Below are 17498 nucleotides of genomic sequence, written 5' to 3' on the forward strand. Positions count from 1 at the left end.
CGGACGTTCGTTGTACCCTTGAAATCCGTGCATGCAAACGCCCCCGACCAACCGGCCAGGGGCGTTGCCATTTCTGTTTCTCCCATATCCTGTGGGGGGACAGGGGGGAGTCCTCAGTCTTCTATCTACGAATTTCCGCCCGCACCGCGCCCCGCGCCGAGTTCGCTACAATAATCTTCTCCGCTCGGTCCAGATCGGAAACCGTGATGATCGCTTCCCGCCCGCGCCCTTCCGCCACCCAGCGCTCACGGTAGATTCCCGGCAGTAGCCCGCACTCTAAGGCGGGCGTCAGCCATTTCCCATCCAGCTTGACAAACAGGTTCGTCCGCGTCCCCTCCGTTGCTTCGCCGCTTGCGTTTAGCAAGAGCGCTTCGTCCGCCCCCGCCGCTTGCGCCGCCGCCTGCGCACGCTCATAGATCCCCCGCTCCGTCGTCTTATGATAGAGAAACACATCTTGCGGATCGACCGGCTCTCTATCATAGATGAAGAGCCGCACTTCCTGCGCCGACCACGGCTCGAGCGGAGACGTCTGCACGCTGATCTCAGTCGGCGTTAGCTCAACCCTGACCCGCATCCCGTCCCCCCTTCCAAGGGGGGACAACAGGGGGGTGTCTGCGCTCTCCCCTCCCTTTACGGGGGGGCTGGGGGGGGTGACGCTTCGCAACTCCACAATCACATTCCGCAAGTCCAGCTCCCACCCAAAATACGCCGCCGACCGCCTCAGCCTTCGCAAATGCAGATGCAGATTCCGGAATCCCTCGCCGGGCACCCATGCCAGAGTCTCGATCAGCGCGAACTCCGGGAAGGGAGCGGTATTCAGGAATCTGCCCTTCAACAGCGTCTCCTGCCATTCCGCTGCCGGATCGGAGTCGGCGACAATCCCCGAACCCAACCCAAGCGTCGTCCGCCGAGCCAGATTGTAGGGACCGACTGCGTCGCCCGCCTTCGCATCCCAGCCGGAATCCGGTTCCGCTCCCCTCCGCTTCAGCGGGGGGACAGAGGGGGGAACTCGGCTCGGGTTTTGGGTTTTGGGTTTTGGATTTTGGATTTCCAGTGTCCTGATCGCCACATTCAATTCAAAATCCCCGCCCGGAAAGAACAGCCCTACCGTCCCGCAATAGACTCCGCGCGGCTCCGGCTCCAGATCACGGATGATCTCCATGGCCCGCACCTTTGGTGCGCCCGTCACCGACCCGGGCGGGAACACTGCGGCAAAGATCTCGGAAAGCGAGACGCCGGCGCCGAGTTCGCCGCGCACCAAGCTCGTCATCTGGTGCACCGTCGGAAAACGGCTAACCACGCACCACTCGGGCACCTGCACACTGCCCGCGCGACACACCCGGCCCAAATCATTGCGCACAAGATCCACGATCATCGTGTTCTCCGCGCGCTCTTTATCGCTCGCGGCAAGACCGCGCCGCGCCGCCTCATCGTCTCGCCAGCTCGGTCGCCGGGCGGCCGTGCCCTTCATCGGGCGCGATTCGAGGATCTGCCCGCGTCGCCGCAGGAACAGCTCCGGCGATAGCGAAACGATGGCCCACTCCCCGCCATCCAAATACGCCGCATGCGGCATCGGCACCGCGGCCAGCCGGTCCAGAAACAGCGCGAACGGATCGCCATTGAGGTCAAACTCCGCCCGCACAGTGTAGTTTACCTGATAGATATCCCCGGCGCGAATATGCGCCAGTGCGTGCTCGACACTCCGCAGATAGTCATTCTCGGTGGTCGAGAATCGTGTCCCGGATACGGACGGAGCGGGACCGAGGCCGGTCCCGGTCAGTTGCCCCTTACTGGGGGGCACCATCTCTGGTGCCGCAGGAGTTCCGATTGGCCCATTGAACGCCGCAAACCACGCATACGGCAACGCTCCCGGTGGCGGTGTCCGTAGCGCAGGATCAAACGCCGGACCCGCTTCATAGCTGACATACCCAACTATGTAGTGGCCAGACCGCTGCGCCGCCGCCACGCGATCCAACGCCGGTCGCACCTGCTCCAAGGTGTCCGCCTGCCACCGTTCGAGTGGTTCGCCGAACACGAACCGGCGTGGCGGATCGCCCCATGAGGCGGGCATTTCCACCCAGGCCCGAATCCGTGCGCTCTGCTCTTGAGTCATGTCGATAAGATACGTATTTTTAGAGCGAGAATCCGCGCTCGAATTCCCCGTCGCGCCAAACCCAGACCCCCGATGACCGCCATTCTACTCCTCGCGCTGTCTAATGTCTTCATGACCGTTGCCTGGTACGGACACCTGAAATACAAACACGTCAGCCTGTGGGCGGTGATCCCGATCAGTTGGGGCATCGCCTTCTTCGAATACTGCCTGCAAGTTCCCGCCAACCGCATCGGCTATGGCCAGTTCTCCGCCGCCCAGCTCAAGACTATTCAAGAGGTGATTAGCCTGCTCGTGTTCGCAGGCTTCTCCGTGCTCTACCTGAAGGAGGAGCTGAAGTGGTCCACGGTCGCGGGCTTCGCCGTAATCGCCATCGGCGCGTATCTCGTCTTCCGCGATTAGCGCGGATTCCCTGAGCGGCAGCCGCGAAATTTCACCGCGAATGCCTCTCGATTTTTTAGCTCACCATAGCGAAAGCGGCCCAATCCCCGAGTATTTTCACAGCGCAAACCCGTGATTCGCGTGTGATCCCGGAGTCAAAACCGCGGAGCCAACTTGAGTCCACGGAGCGAGTTGGGAAACTTTTCCACACGACGCGAACACGGTGCTCCGCTATGCCGATACCCGCATTTCCAGCGCACGGGAACTCCCCGCTCACCGAAACGTAAATTCCTTAGGCGCCTATTGACAGTGAGAGGGCACTGTGAGTATATTACCGCCGTTATCCAGAGCATGATCTCGTCTCACTACTACCCATCCGCAAGGAGAAATTCCATCATGGCAGTGAAAAAAGCTACCGCAAAGAAGGCGACCGCCAAGAAAGCCACCGCGAAGAAGGCCCCGGCCAAGAAGGCCACCGCCAAAAAAGCCGCGCCGGTCAAGAAGGCCACCGCCAAGAAAGCCGCGCCGGCGAAGAAAGCCACCGCGAAGAAAGCTCCGGTGAAGAAGGCCACCGCCAAGAAGGCCCCGGTGAAGAAGGCTACCGCGAAGAAGGCCACCGCCAAGAAAGCCACCGCGAAGAAGGCCGCCCCGGCGAAGAAGGCCACCGCCAAGAAAGCCACCGCAAAAAAGGCCGTGAAGCCGAAGGTGAAGCGTAAGCCCAATGCCGCGTTCATGGCCCCGATGCAGCCGGATTCCATCCTCGGCGCCGTCGTCGGCGAAAAGGCCATCCCGCGCACCGAAGTCACCAAGAAACTGTGGGACTACATCAAGAAAAATGGCCTGCAGGATGCGACCAACCGCCGCCAGATCAATGCGGACGACAAGCTGAAGGCCGTCTTCGGCAAGCCGAAGGTCACCATGTTCGAGATGAATTCGCTCATCCAGCCCCATCTTCGCAAGGTCTAACAGCGCACCCCGGACGGAGTCTCCGGACCCCGCCGGTTCTGCCGCTACCATCGATCGGCTGATCCAGTGCCGGGTGCTGCGTAGGGACGGTTGCGATCGAACCGAAACGGTATCAAGGCCGGATTCGCGTCAACAAAAAGGGCTGCTCCTGCGGGAGTAGCCCTTTTGATGTGTACAACTCGCTCCCGTGCGGGGTTAACTCTTCGCAACCCGGCCGGAATCCGAAGCAAAGTCAGGCTTGCCGCTATCGCAGATACAGGATCTTCTCCGCCGCCCGCGTCCCTTCCGTCGTCGTCAGTGACACAAAATAGACTCCACTCCCGCAGTGTGGTGTCCAGCGCAGCCGATGCAGACCCGGCTCCAGTGCGCCGTGATACAAGCTGGCCACCTCCCGGCCCAGAATGTTAATGACGGACACGTGCAGCTCTCCTGCTGTCGCCACGGCCAGTGGAATCGTCACCGTCGCGTTAAAGGGATTGGGGTAAGTCGGCAGCAGCCGCGTTTCCAACGGTAACACCCGCCCATTTTCAGGCGCGGCATCGAGGCCGATGTCCCCGGAATCTCCTGCGCTGACCTCGCCCGGACCGCACAACGTTGACCATCCCTGCACCGTGAACTCCGCGAACGCCGGCGTTGCCTGTAGGTGGGCGTATCGGTAGTGTGTCGCTGCGTGATCGGAAGCCACCGCACCAATCCGCGCACCGTTACGTAGCACGAAAAAGCTGTCGGAAGAGAGCGGACCAGGATCATCCCACTCCACCAGGACAGTGTCTATCAGGTCTTCCGAGGCCACGACGCTCCGCGCCACAGCCGGAGTCCAGACCGCGCCAAAGGCCCAAACCGGTACTGTCAGGCCGCTCCCGCCACTGTCGCAAGCTACGCGGGCCTGCACCGCATAGGTCTGCATTACTCCCGGCTCCGCACCCAGGTCATCGTACTCGCGCAGTGCGTCACAAGTCTGCTCGTGAATCGGAGTGCCGCCCCGCGAGATCACATAACCCTGGCATTCCCGGGTCGAATCGAGCGCCCCCCATGCAATGTGTACGCCGTCGCAACGAGGCTCTCCACCCGACGCCTGCGTCAGGCCCATGTGATTGCAATGGTCCGTGGCGGGCTGACATTCCCAGCCTAAAATCTCCATTACCTGGTCCCCTGCTTCGAGCGTAAACGTATCCGACACCAGATACCAGCCGCCCGCCAAACTGATCTGCAGGTAGAACTGGTCCATTCCACTGCCGAACTGCCAGATGAATGCGGATTCAGAGTAGAATAGTCCGGCCCCGAGTCCCGCTTCGCCGTTCATCGGCAGCCGCGCGAAGTTACCGCAGCGGACTGGAGTTACCGGCGGCTCGTCGCACTCAGGAACCTGAATGTCGTCGAGACTGAATCCATTGTGATTCCAATCCCAGATGATCTCGATCCAGACTCCGTCCGGGACCGGCTCGCCGAAAGCCGGTTCGCCGGGTCCGGCGCATTCCGTTCGCAACACTTCGCTCAAATCCCAGAAAATGAGTCGGGCGTATTCCGCCCGCGCCCGGACTGGGAGCAGCGACAGCAGCGAGATCAGTAGCAAGACCAAACTTTTCACCATCTTCGGCATCCTCCCTTCCTAAAGAACTGAGGAGGGCACATTAAGATTCTGTCCCTATTAACTTTGAGATGTAAGATACTGCTCGCACGGCAGATTATCAAGCTCCGTGGGCGAGATTTGCTGAATGGAGATTTCCTGCCACGGCGTCACTCCCCCTTGAGTCTCGCAAATTCCGGAACTATCTTGTAATATGACCCATTCTATCAACGACACCTGCATCGCCTGCGCCCACTGCGAACCCGTCTGCCCCGTCAAGGCGATCAGCGAAGGCCCCGAGATCTTCGTCATTGACCCCGCCGTGTGCAACGACTGCCGAGGCCATTTCGACCGGCCCCGCTGCGTCGAGATCTGTCCCGTCGAAGGCTGCATTGCGCCCGCTCCGTAGCCCCGCGGGGGCGTGTCGCTCAAACCAGATTCGCCGAGCCGGGCGTCCTCGCCCGGCCGGAATCGGAGACGGCGGCCTCGCGGGATGCTTCAAACGCAATAGTCAGTGTTCAATGGGCGAGACCCCGACGGCGCGTGGCTTCGTGCGATGGTTTTGGCATCAAGCCCGCATCGACATCTATCTTCTCGCGGCGTGGGTTGTCTTCAACCCACCCGCTCTGAGAGCCTCCCTGCGTCGAACCGTACTTCCCCGTGCAGCCAGCATCGGGTTTTCGCAGCTTCGCTTCTTGACATTTCCACACCCCCTACACCCCCTACACCCCATGCGCATCCTGCTCGTCCTCTTCTTCGCCACTTCCGCCCTCGCCCAATTCGACTGGAGCGCCAACGGCGTACCCGTCCGCCAGGGCCTGCATCTGGGCTGGAACGGCGCTATGACGCCATCCGGTGACGATGTCACGCTGTTCTATTATCACGGACAGCGGGACGGAACTCGCGATGTCTGGGGCCAACGGATCGATGGGTCCGGCGCGCACCGTTGGGCGACTGACGGCCAGCTCGTCGCGGCCAATCGCTCCGAACAGCGCGCTCCCCTTACCGCCGCCTACGCCGACGGCTCCACCTTGGTGGTTTGGGAAGACTATCAGCCCGGTCGATATCGGGATTTGTACGCGCAACGCTACAACAGCAGCGGTCAGCCGCTATGGTCACCCGCCGAGGGCGTGGCGATCGTGGTCGCCCAGCGAGACCAGTACGACCCGGATCTCGCCCTCGACGAGAACGGGATCGCCTACGTTGTCTTTACCGACGACCGCGAGACCACCGGCATCAACGTCCGCCTCGGCGCTTATGCACAGGTGATTGATCCTGATGGCATTGTACGAGGACCGGCGGACGGCATTCAGCTCATGGACCGGCTCTACGGCAGCAACATCCCGGGCGCCGTGGTTGCCACAAATGGTGCAGGATTCGCCCTGATCTCAGCCGTGAATCTGGATCAAACTGACGTCGTGCTGCAAAAAATCCTGCCCGACGGCACGATCGCCTGGCCCGAAGATCCGGCCCTGTTTTCACTCCCCGATGGCAGCCTGCCGGTGATCGCCCCTATTCTAAACGGCCTGGCCGTCGGCTTCACCGATCGCACCGCCGACATCGACGGCGACGCGCGTCTGATGCTCATCGATCTCGATCGCACCCCCCTGCCCGGCTGGACCGCAGAGGGCTTACCTGTGGAAAGTGGCGCCCGGACACAGGCCGTCGTCAAGTTGCTGGAGACGAGTCCCGGCGGCGATATCGCCGTCGCCACCGCCAGCTTCGATTATGACGCCAACAGCTCGCTGGCCACCGTCCGTCGCTATACCCGCGACGGCGGCGTGGTCCATGCCCCGGTGATCCTCGGTCCCGCGAACCTGAACAACTCCCCCTTCGTGATGATCCGCCAATCCACCGCAGGCCCAATGATCCTGGCTTGGGCCGAGCGTAGCGAGGATATTCACTATCGCGTCCGTACCCAAGCGCTCTCCGCAACCGGCCAATTGCTGTGGGGAGACCACGGCAATCTGCTCTGGGAGCGCACGAGCAAAGAGCTGCGCGTTGACCTCGCGGCGGGTGCCAACGGACCGCAGATCACTATCGTCTCCGGTCGCTCCGTTACCCGTCCCGAAAGCCTGTGGGTGGCTCGGCTCAACAATCAGGGCCAGTTCGCTGCCGATCCTGACCTGTTGGCGGGTGGCATTACTTACGACTCCTACGACCCGAAACTCGTGCGGATGGCGGGCGATCAGGCACTCTATGTCTGGACCGACACTCGCGAGCATCTGAATCGCGATGTCTATGTCCAGATTCTCGACTGGAGAGGGCGTCCCCGGCTCGGCGATCAAGGACAGCGAGTGACGCACGGTGAACTCACAATTCAACTGCCGCCGGCGGCCTGCGCGGACGGCAGCGATGGCGCGTTCATCGCCTGGGCCGGAGATAGCTCTGGGGCCTACAATGTGTTGAATATTCAGCGTTTGTACGGTGACGGCACGACCCCTTGGGCTACCCCGGCTCGGCTCGAATCCACCGGCGGTGTCATCGGTGAACTGAAGCTCCTGCCGGACGACCAGCAGGGTGTATTCATCGCCTATACGGCTTACAACGAAGCGTTCATCACCCGCACCCGTGTCGCGCACGTGAACGCTGAGGGAGCCTTTGACTGGCCCACACCCTACCGCGATTTCGATTGGCCGGCGATCTACGACATGACCCTCGGTGATGCCGTGGCCGACGGTCAGGGCGGCATCTTTGCCGTCGCGTCGGTCGGAAGTTGGCAGGATCCCGATCTCCGACTCTTCCACGTTGCCCGCGACGGTTCGCCGGGTGCTAACTGGTCATGGAGCGGCCAGGGAATTGGCTACGCCGGCGCCCGCGATTACTCCCCGAGACTCCTGCAACTCGGTGACGGCGTCGTGCTCTGTTTCCTCCGGCTGAATCCCGATTTGGCCACAGGGACCCTGCGTGCCTTGACGATCCATACCGATGGCAGCCTGCCGTGGGGTCAGACGCCGCGTGCGCTGATCGGCGATAACGTTCGAATCCTCGAACCACAGCTTGCCCAAGACGGTACCGGCGGCTTTCTGCTCGGCTGGGAAGACTTTCAGCAAAGTGAGTTCGCGTCCGTCCGTGTCGCGCGCTTCACGGCCAACGGTGAGTCGCTGTGGCCAACTGGTGGCGTGCGGCCCTGCCTGACCGACGGCGAGCAGCGCGGCTTTGCCCTGACCACGGACTCCAGCGGCGGGGCCTGGGTCTCTTGGGAAGATGACCGCCACAGCGACGACTATCCCGAATGGGACCTGTACGCCACGCACCTGAACGCTGACGGCCAGTTCGCTTCGATTAACGGCTTCACCTGGCCGGAGACCGGTGCACCCATGTGCGACCTGCCCACCTACCAGCAGGAAGTCACCCTGATCCCGTGGGTCCAGGGCTCCGCGCTCGCCGTCTGGCGCGACCTCCGCTCGTCCAACCCCGGCCGCTGCTGCGGCGCGGGCGCAGTCGGCGATATCTTCCAGAACATCTATACGCAAGTCTTGAGCGAGATCAGCCTGGCCGCCGAGGAACCCCGCGACGCCGGTAGCATTGCCCGGAATTTCGCGATTACGAGCGCATACCCGAATCCCTTCAATCCGACCACGACCATCCGCTTCGACCTGCCCGCCGCGACCGACATCAAGCTGGCCATCTACAACACCCTCGGCCGCGAAGTTACCGTCTTGAACGACGGCCTACGCTCTGCCGGAACTCACGAGATCGTCTGGAACGCCGCCGAACTTCCCACCGGCCTCTACTTTGCCCGCCTCGAATCTGCGAATTCCACAAGCGTCCGCAAGCTCCTGCTGCTGAAATAAGTGATTGAATGTCTTGCGTCGCCGAGCCGTGCGTCCCCGCGCGGCCGGAATCGGCGAGTCCCTACAAGCCGCGGCACATGCCCCCCCCGGCCGTCTCTCACCGCTGTAGTCAACCCATTTCCAACCAACGCAAGCGGGGCGACCATCTGGTCGCCCCGCTGCTGCCCAGAACTCATTGCGACAAATGCGTCACACCCATGGTGGCAAAGCAGTCAAACGAACTTCCATTACCCCAGAAGCAACCACTTCAATTATGTGAACTCCTATTGACTTTCTCATAGATTCTGATTTAATATGCCGTAGCAATTCTGCATCCGCAACTTCTACTTGGCTCAGCATATGCCGCCAGCTTCGATCCCAGCCATCCAAACAACGCCCCCTCCGCCTCCGGAACTCGCCGAAGCTGAGACATATCTCCTCGGTCTCACGCGGGCCAACATCCGGCTGTTCACCGGATTCACGCTGATCCTGCTTGTGCTCACCGCATACGGAATTGGCCAGGGACTCGGCTACTGGGAGGGGGCCTACATCCGACCGTTACAGGTGCTTGATAAGCAGATCCAGTTCACCGAGAGCCTGATCGAAACGGGTCATGCCTCCAGAGCCGATAGTATCAACTACGAAGATCTGGTGCATCGTCGAGTGCGAATTCTTGAGTTCGGAGGTCCGCCACCGGCCGGATCGATTGTTGTGGCCGAAACGGAGTTCAATGTCCTCGGATTCCCTGTCCTGTGGGTACTCGCTTTAGGTATCGCCTACATCGTACTCTATGGCGCTGTGGTGCAACTGGTGCATGTCATCGACGCCTGGACGCTCCCCAGTCGGATTACCATTGGCCCCGCTGCCAAGAACCTCTGCCACGTGAAGTTCGGATTGCTCGTGCCTGAATTCCCGGCGTGGCTCAAATTGATCATTCAGTTTGTCTTGATCCTCAACGCGGTAATGATCGGCTGCAGCGCTGTCCCAGCGGGCGTATTTGTCTACCTTTTTAGTCAAGGCAAGGCCGTGTCATACGACGTGTTGCTGCCGCCGGCGGAATTCCATGCCGTGCTGCCGTTCCTTGTCGCGATCGCAACCACCGTCCTCGGATTCCTCCTCGTAACGAAACTGGGAATACTCACAACAGACAAATTATCAGAGATTTACGAGAAAACACGATATCTCCAATGACATAACATCCGACATAACTCGTGTTGCACCAGAGCGGAGAAATCTTACCTTGATGTACGTTCAAAACTATGGACCCATCTGCCATTACAACCGAAGAACTGTACTCGCCGCGGCCCAAGGCTGAGTCAACCCGTGATCTCCTCTCCCGAAAGAGATCGACTGATCTGCGCGGCGGCGGCATCGGACTCGAACTGTCACCGTCGAATATCGGGGGGACCAAGGCGACCGTTCAAGCTTTTCAGGAACTCATAGACCTCCACGACACCCTCGATGCCTCGGCTAAGACAGAGGATGACTCCATGTCGGAGAGTCAAAACCTGCTTAGGCATGATGTTAGCGCTTCATCGCCTGCAATTGGTTCCCTAACGCAGGGGGTGGTGGTGCCCAACACAATCTGGAATACAGCGGAGATTCATCCGCAGATTCGTAAGCTGTATGACGTCAACGAGCAGGACATCCAGGTGCTCGGATCACTTGCGTCCCGGTATCGACTTGGAGCGGCTTGTGTCCTCGTCGTCGCCTGCGCGGGCGGATATCTGCTGAATTGGGGATTTTACGCGTTGGCTGGGGCTGCCTATCTCTTGTACTGGAAATCAGGGGTCTTGCATGCCAAACAAGCCCGGCTTCGTGGCTATATGGAGCGAAAAGCCGAGTGGTCCAGGCCGCTTGACGAAACCCGATGAACGCGTGGTGGTTTTCCCTGCGGCACCTGACCCGCTGGGGATGATGATCAGCACTCATTCGTAGTCCAGCTATCCGCGAATCAAAGACTCTGTACATCGCCAGAGGCTGCCCGGACCAACCGGACAGCCTCTCGTGTTTCGCCCACGCCGAGCCGTGCGTCTCCGCGCGGCCGGAATCGGCGAGTCCCTACAAGCCGCGGCACATGCCCCCCCCGGCCGTCTCTCACCTCTGTAGTTAACCCATTTCCAACCAACGCAAGCGGGGCGACCATCTGGTCGCCCCGCTGCTCTTTGCTACCTCACGCTCATCCCGCTACGGACCGCACCAGCTGATCTTGCAGTGTGACACAATCGCGTAGAAGTACTTCCACTCCACGCCCGGCGTCACGCCGAAGTCAACATAGAACGTGTCCGCCGTCGTCGCCAGATAGGTCGTCGGTAGGATCGGCACGTCCGGTGTGGTCGCGCGGTAAACCCGGTAATCCGTTACGCTGGCCACGGGCGGCCAGTGCAAATGAATATCCGGATTGGCAATCGTCGGATAGTAAATCACCACACTGTCCGGACGCTCGCATGCCGGCGGCGAACAAATCGTGCAGCGCGCCCGCAACCAGTAGGTCGCGCACGGCGTCACAACTCCGACCGCCGGACGCACTTGCACGAAATAACGACCCGGTGGCACACACGCACCCACGCAGGCCGTACTGCACGCCAATGCCCGGTCGCAGTCCAACGTGTCCAAATCGCGGCAGGGGAAGCCCCCCGGCCCGGGAGCGTACAGCAGAATCTCCACTGCATACTCCGCCGTCACACAGAACCACATCGTGTCCGGCTCGAGCGTTTCCACGATGTACCAGTCATGGTCGCGCGCGCCCGTGCTATCCGCCCACGCCGAACCGCAAACGTCCGTGCCGCAAGCGAGCGGCCCGAACGGAGTGGCACCCGGCACCGGACCGTCGCAACCACTGTTGTAGAAGTCCGGGACATTCGGACACGGCTCGCCCTCGGGAATGGACTGCGGCGAACAGATCACCTCGCACGGCTGCGGACACTGACACGACGTACAATGAACCGTCAGAATGTACGGTCCGATCGACGGCGCCGCCGCGCCCGCGCCTTCGACCTTGATCATGTAGAAGCCGGGCGGCAGACAGGCTGAGACCAGACGACTGTCAAAGCCAATCCCGCCGTCATCATCCATCCCCAGCACCGTCACACAGTCATTCGCATACAACCAGACCCGCGGATTCAGACCCTGCCCGAACGGCCACAGCCCCGGAGTGTCATTGCCAAAGACGTCGATGAAGACCTGCCCGCACGGCGCCGTCTGCAATTGCAATAGATACCAATCCACATCTGTCTGCGCGGAAATCTCGCCGCATAGCGAGTCCCCGCAGATCACCAGCGGATCGAAGGTGCCGCACGTGTTATTTACCGGCTCGATATCGCGCGATTCCAGTGGACAACTGTCCTGCGGACATGCGCACGGCTCGCAGTAAGTGGCGAGGATGTAGGGCCCGGGAGGCGAAGCCGCCGTCGGCTTGCTGACCAGAATATGATACAGCCCGGCGGGAAGGCAGAGTTCCAGATGCGCGTCATTTCCCACACCGCTATTGTCATCGGAGCCCAGCAGGTTCGCGCAGCCAAGATCATAGACCCTGACCACAGGATCCAGCCCCTGACCAGCCGGCCACCAACCCGGAGTATCGTTGCCGAACACATCCAGTTTTACGTTCGAACAACCCCCGGTCGGGACCTGCAACAGGTAATAGTCTCCGGACGTATTCTGTTCGATGTCGCCGCACAACGTGTCGCGGCAGAAAATCTGCGGATTGCCCGTCGCACACACGTTGTTCGGCTCGAAATCACGATTCGGATAGGGACAACTGTCGGCCGGACACGGACACGTCCGACACGCCAGCGCCAGCACATACGGCCCGCCCGGCGCACTCGGCGTCGGCTGATCCACCCGCAAGTAATACAGGCCCGGCTCCAGACAGAGCGAATCCAGCTTCGCATCCGTCCCGATCCCGCTGTCGTCGTCGAACGCCAACACCGTCGCACAATCCGCGGCCACCAAGAACACCCGCGAATTGAGACCCAGCCCGAACGGATAGTAGCCCGGCGTGCTCGTCGCGAACACATCCACGGTCAACTCAACGCAACCCGAGCCGGTCAGCGTGAGCGCGTACCAGTCCGCGTCCGTCGACGGATTGATCTCGCCGCAAACCGTGTCCGGACACGAAAGCTGCGGCACGTTCGGTCCGCACACGTTATTCAACGGCTCCGTGTCCGCATCGGGATAGGGGCATTGCGGCGGATTGCACGGCGCCGTCGGACAGTTATTCCCCGAGACTACATTGATCAGGTAGTTTCCGGCCGTCACACCGCCGGCCCCGCCGTCCACGATCACGTAGTAGGTCACGCCCTGCTCCACGTTCAGCGCCGGACAGCAGCTCTGCTGCCCGCAAAAATCATCGTTGCAGCAAACCAGCGTCCCGCCGGATGTCGGACAGCCCCGCCAAATGTGCAGGGCCGTATTGTAACTCGAAAAGCATAACGACACCGTGATTACCGTACTCACCGGCGGAGTCATCACATACACCGCATCCGGGGCATTGCTGGCGGTCACGCAGGGCGGCGTATAGTCATTCGCCAGCCCCACCGTCGTGCCACTGTCGCAAAACGGAAGCGTCGTGATCACCACCGCATCCGTACACCGATCGCCGCCCTGGTCCAGTGCGTTGCCGCCCCGACCCTCCGGCTGGAGCATCATCATCGGCTCCGCCCCGTTCCAGCCCTCCCCCGTCACCGTGTCTGCCAACACCCCGCCCACCGCCAACCAGAGCACCACCGTCAGCCCCAAACAACATCGTATTCCAGTCCTGTTCATGGCCAGTTCCTCCGCTGTTAAGTGCAATCAGCAACTGCCTATTAGCGTCTTCTGCTTGCCATAGCACCTCCGTATTCATCAATATATGCTCGACTCTATGCAAAAGCAATAGGTACTCACCTATTCTCACATCTTCGCTCATGATCAGCAACTCTGACCCCGGTTCCATCGCCTCCTCGACAACACTCCCGCCGCCGAGCCGCGCGCCCGCGCATGGCCAGAATCAAAGCTCCCCACAAACAAGAGCGGGACAACCCTCCGGTCGTCCCGCTCTCCATCCGTCACCCCCCACTGCTTCACAACATGGCTACCATCCGCCGCGGTCCCCTATGACCGAACGCCATTCACCACCTCCGACAAGTCGCCAACGATCTCGCCCAGCGTCTGCGCCTGCACGTTCATCTCCTCCGAGATCGATGCGCTCTCTTCGGCCTCGGCCGCGCTCTGCTGAATCACCTTGCTCATCTGACTGATCGCGGTTGTGATCTGACCGATCCCCTGCGCCTGCTCCTGCGAAGCGCCCGCGATCTCCTGGATGAGCTGGCCGACCTTACTCGTCTGGCCCGAGACCTGATCCAGCGATTCCTGCAAGCCCGCCATCACCGTTACCCCTTCGTTCACGCGACCCACCGTCCCTTCGATCAGGCTGCTGGTGCTTTTGGCTGCTTCCGCGCTGCGAATCGCCAAGTTCCGCACCTCTTCCGCGACCACCGCAAACCCCTTCCCGGCCTCGCCTGCCCGCGCCGCTTCGACCGCCGCGTTCAACGCCAACAAGTTCGTCTGAAACGCGATCTGGTCGATCGTCTTGATGATCTTCGAGGTCTGATCCGAGGCCTGCTTGATATGCTGCATCGCCTGCTGCATGCCCGCCGCACTCTCGCTCGCATGCTGGATCGCCGCCTGCGCGTCGCCCATCAGCGAACGCGCCTGCTGCGAGCCGCTCGCATTCTGCTCCGTCATCGCCGCCATCTCTTCAACACTCGCACTCGTCTCCTCGATCGACGCCGATTGTTCGCTGGCCCCATCCGCGATCGTCTGGCTGCTCCGCGCAATTTGCCCCGCTTCCGTCGTGACCTCGCCGGTCGCGGAGGCCAAACGCGCCGTCGCGACGGCCAACGGCCCCGCCGTGCGACGACCCATCCAGATCCCGCCCAGCAAAATCGCGATCAGGCAGATCCCCGCCCAAATCCACATCAGCGACACGTTCACCAGCGCGCCCACCGCCTCCTGGTCCGGAACCCGGACCAGCACGGACCAATTCATCCCCGGATAGCCCATCGCCCCGCGCAAGTGCGCGAACCCCGCGACTTGTGTGATCTGCTTCCGTGCGTGCACCGAAAAATTGTAGCCCGTCTTGCCCGACACCACCTCTTGAGCCGCCGTTACCCCCTGCTCCGCCAAATTGAACTTCAACAGCACCGACATGTCGTGAACCACTTCCTCCGACTTGCGCAACTGCGGATCGTAGTCCACGATGATCCGACCGCTGCCATCCAGCATCGTCAACTCGGTAGATGGATTGCCCGCGGCCTTGAGATCCCCATACGAATCCGCCACTATCTGCTCCACCGTCGAAAACTTCGCCCGATTCGACCAGTAGGCGATCACCCGGCCGCCCGCGTCGTACACCGGAGCGGAAAACCCCAGCGCCAAGCCCTCATCTCCGGGGTAAGCACTCACCACGTCCGCATCCACGTGAACATCCTCAATAAACGTCCCGCTCAGCAGGTCATTGCCCGGGGCCGTAAAGGGCATCTTGGTCGTGAACTCCCCGGCCGCGCACGCCCGAAACCAGGCCGCCTCCCGGTAATTCTGATCATATACCGCCGCGGAGTTGATCGGCTTCCCGCCCGCGTCCTTATCATTGACCGCGATCACGCGACCCTCCGGATCGACCAAGATCGTTAAGTAATACATCCCGTACAACGCAACATATTGGTTCATCGCCGCGATCAGCGAATTCGCTTTCGCCCCGCCCCGATACCAACACGAACGATCGCGCACCACCTCGTTTACGCCGAACGCCTGCACATCACCATAGCGCTCAAATAAATTGCGATCGATCTTGTCCGCGATCGAACAGGCCCAATTCTGGTACTGAACGCCAACCCGGCCTTTCAACCGGTCAATCGTCCAGAGATTGACCGCTGACAACACGACGATCGGAACCAAGCCAAAGACCAGAATCGTGATGACCAAACGCTGGGTAAGACTGAGTCTGAGTTTCATAGGTTCTCCTTTGCCACGTACGGCAAAAATGGTCTGTTGCGGACCCTCCCACTCTGGAAAGTCGCCGCTCCAATTCGCTCCGCTTCCGGCCAACCGGCAGCGGCTCCAATCCGCGTTGAGCTTCCACAACCGGAATCGCGCTCCCCGGTTTCTCGCAAGAATAATACCGCGACGGTGTTCGTGGCATGTCCGGAATCCGGTGCTGCCGCCATGATGAATTGTCCCACCGGAAAGGTTGAATTCCCGCCACTCCGCACCCGACATTGCCGCCACCGGCCACCGCTCCTTATGTGCACGATTTCACAAACCGCCGCCGGTTTTTGCCGGGAGGTTGCCACTCCGCTACATGGCCGCCGCGCGCTGGTCCGACCTTTGCACTCTGCCGAGGGCCAAACCACGTGTCGAGGAGTATTGTATGACAATCCTTTCCGTCGATGACTCGGCGACCATCCGCCGAATCGTCAAAAAAACCGTCGTCGAATTGGGCTTTGATTCCCTCGAAGCCGCGGACGGGCCATCCGCCCTCAAAGTCCTGGATGAAAACGCCCATCTCATCAATGTTGTGATCCTCGACTGGAACATGCCCGGGATGACCGGGCTGGAGGTGCTCAAACAAATCAAGAGCAATCCCAAACTCTCCGGCGTCGTCGTCATGATGCTGACTTCGGAAGCGGATCAAAGCTTCGTGCTCGATGCGCTGCGCAACGGCGCGCAAAACTATCTCACCAAGCCGTTTGATTCCAAGCTGCTGCAACTCAAGATTCAGGAAAGCCTGAATCTCGCCAGCAAAGCCTGAACGACCACCGGAGCCTATCTCGTGAATCCTAAGATCGCCCTGATTGATTTTCCCCGGCTGCAAGAACAGATCGCTGCGCGTATTCTCAACGAACAGGATATCGATACGGCCAGCGCGACGTCCAACGATCTGCAACAAGCCATCGACAAGTGCCAACTCGCGCTCTTCTTCTGGACCGCCAATCGACCCGATGTCAAAGCGCGTTACGACCTCGTCGCCAGCGCCCGCGCCGCCCTGGAACTGCCCCTGCTGCTCGTGACCACCGAATCCGGAATCAAGAGCGCCGAAACCGTCCTGATCGGCCAGCCCACCCCCGAATTCCTCGTCACCCCGCTGCAACCGCAGCTCATGAACGCCAAGATCAAGTCGATCCTCGGCCTGCCCGAAACCGCGGCCGATGACGACATGCGTGAGTTCCAGTATGTCAAACCCTTCGTCACCGCCACCGTCCAAACCCTGAAACAAATGGCTGGACTGGATTGCGCGAAAACGAAAGTGGAATTGCGCGCCGATGCGCGCTCCCAGGGTGATGCCTCCGCCATCATGGCCCTCGCCGGCAAAGTCGAAGGCTTTCTCGCCGTCTCCTGCTCCCAACAGCTCGCGAAAGCCATCGCCCGCAACATGCTCGAACTGCAGGAAGGCCAGGAAACGGAAGAAGACATCATCGACAGCCTGGGCGAGATCATCAACATTATCGCCGGTTCGGCCAAACCCGACCTGATGAATACCGAACACGCGTTTCAGCTCAACATTCCCAACGTCGTCATCGGCGGTCCGCACCGACTCGGTCAGCCGCGTAGCGGCGTCCCGATCGTTGTTCTGGCCTTCATGGTCGGCGGCATGCCGTTCGAAGTCGTCGTCTGCATCCGACCCAACCGCAACTGAACGCGACGCCGCCGAGCGGGG

General features: G+C 61.0%; 12 protein-coding genes. 8 read left to right on the plus strand and 4 right to left on the minus strand.

What is annotated here, in order from left to right; all coding sequences use genetic code 11:
* Positions 1-121 precede the first annotated feature (121 nt).
* Positions 122-2113: a chorismate-binding protein gene (locus tag HZB60_09635; protein MBI5060023.1), complete on the minus strand. Its 1992-nt coding sequence runs from the start codon at positions 2111-2113 to the stop codon at positions 122-124.
* Between the two features lie 72 nt (positions 2114-2185).
* On the opposite strand from HZB60_09635, the gene HZB60_09640 reads away from it, so the two are divergent.
* Both HZB60_09640 and HZB60_09645 read left to right on the plus strand, forming a co-directional pair.
* On the plus strand, positions 2186-2512 hold the full coding sequence (locus HZB60_09640) for a DMT family protein (protein ID MBI5060024.1): 327 nt from the start codon (positions 2186-2188) through the stop codon (positions 2510-2512).
* Positions 2513-2887: 375 nt separating this feature from the next.
* Positions 2888-3457, plus strand: a complete 570-nt coding sequence (locus tag HZB60_09645) for a hypothetical protein (protein MBI5060025.1) — start codon at positions 2888-2890, stop codon at positions 3455-3457.
* Positions 3458-3701: 244 nt separating this feature from the next.
* On the opposite strand, the gene HZB60_09650 is transcribed toward HZB60_09645, so the two are convergent.
* Positions 3702-5048 carry a T9SS type A sorting domain-containing protein gene (locus HZB60_09650; protein MBI5060026.1) on the minus strand — a complete coding sequence of 449 codons (1347 nt, stop codon included), beginning with the start codon at positions 5046-5048 and terminating at the stop codon, positions 3702-3704.
* A gap of 190 nt (positions 5049-5238) precedes the next feature.
* On the opposite strand from HZB60_09650, the gene HZB60_09655 reads away from it, so the two are divergent.
* The 4 genes from HZB60_09655 (at position 5239) to HZB60_09670 (ending at position 10674) form a co-directional block, all read left to right on the plus strand.
* Complete coding sequence (locus HZB60_09655) at positions 5239-5433, plus strand: 4Fe-4S binding protein (GenBank protein MBI5060027.1); 195 nt, start codon at positions 5239-5241, stop codon at positions 5431-5433.
* Positions 5434-5755: 322 nt separating this feature from the next.
* A complete protein-coding gene (locus HZB60_09660; protein ID MBI5060028.1) occupies positions 5756-8821 on the plus strand; it encodes a T9SS type A sorting domain-containing protein in 3066 nt (1021 codons plus the stop codon).
* Between the two features lie 327 nt (positions 8822-9148).
* Entirely contained in the window at positions 9149-9991 is an 843-nt protein-coding gene (locus HZB60_09665) for a hypothetical protein (protein ID MBI5060029.1), read from the plus strand.
* 68 nt (positions 9992-10059) lie between these two features.
* Positions 10060-10674, plus strand: coding sequence for a hypothetical protein (locus HZB60_09670; GenBank protein MBI5060030.1), 615 nt, complete (start codon positions 10060-10062; stop codon positions 10672-10674).
* Between the two features lie 313 nt (positions 10675-10987).
* Here the strand turns inward: HZB60_09670 and HZB60_09675 are convergent, their stop codons facing one another.
* Together HZB60_09675 and HZB60_09680 are read right to left on the minus strand one after the other, a co-directional pair.
* Positions 10988-13567, minus strand: coding sequence for a hypothetical protein (locus tag HZB60_09675; GenBank protein ID MBI5060031.1), 2580 nt, complete (start codon positions 13565-13567; stop codon positions 10988-10990).
* 327 nt (positions 13568-13894) lie between these two features.
* The gene (locus HZB60_09680; GenBank protein MBI5060032.1) at positions 13895-15796 is read right to left on the minus strand and encodes a methyl-accepting chemotaxis protein; all 1902 of its coding nucleotides are present in this window, start codon (positions 15794-15796) and stop codon (positions 13895-13897) included.
* 415 nt (positions 15797-16211) lie between these two features.
* Between HZB60_09680 and HZB60_09685 the strand changes: the two genes are divergently transcribed.
* Together HZB60_09685 and HZB60_09690 are read left to right on the plus strand one after the other, a co-directional pair.
* On the plus strand, positions 16212-16592 hold the full coding sequence (locus HZB60_09685) for a response regulator (GenBank protein ID MBI5060033.1): 381 nt from the start codon (positions 16212-16214) through the stop codon (positions 16590-16592).
* 21 nt (positions 16593-16613) lie between these two features.
* Positions 16614-17477: a chemotaxis protein CheX gene (locus HZB60_09690; GenBank protein MBI5060034.1), complete on the plus strand. Its 864-nt coding sequence runs from the start codon at positions 16614-16616 to the stop codon at positions 17475-17477.
* Positions 17478-17498 lie beyond the last annotated feature (21 nt).

The organism is candidate division KSB1 bacterium, from assembly GCA_016214895.1.
In the GTDB taxonomy this organism is placed as follows: Bacteria; Electryoneota; RPQS01; order RPQS01; family RPQS01; genus JACRMR01.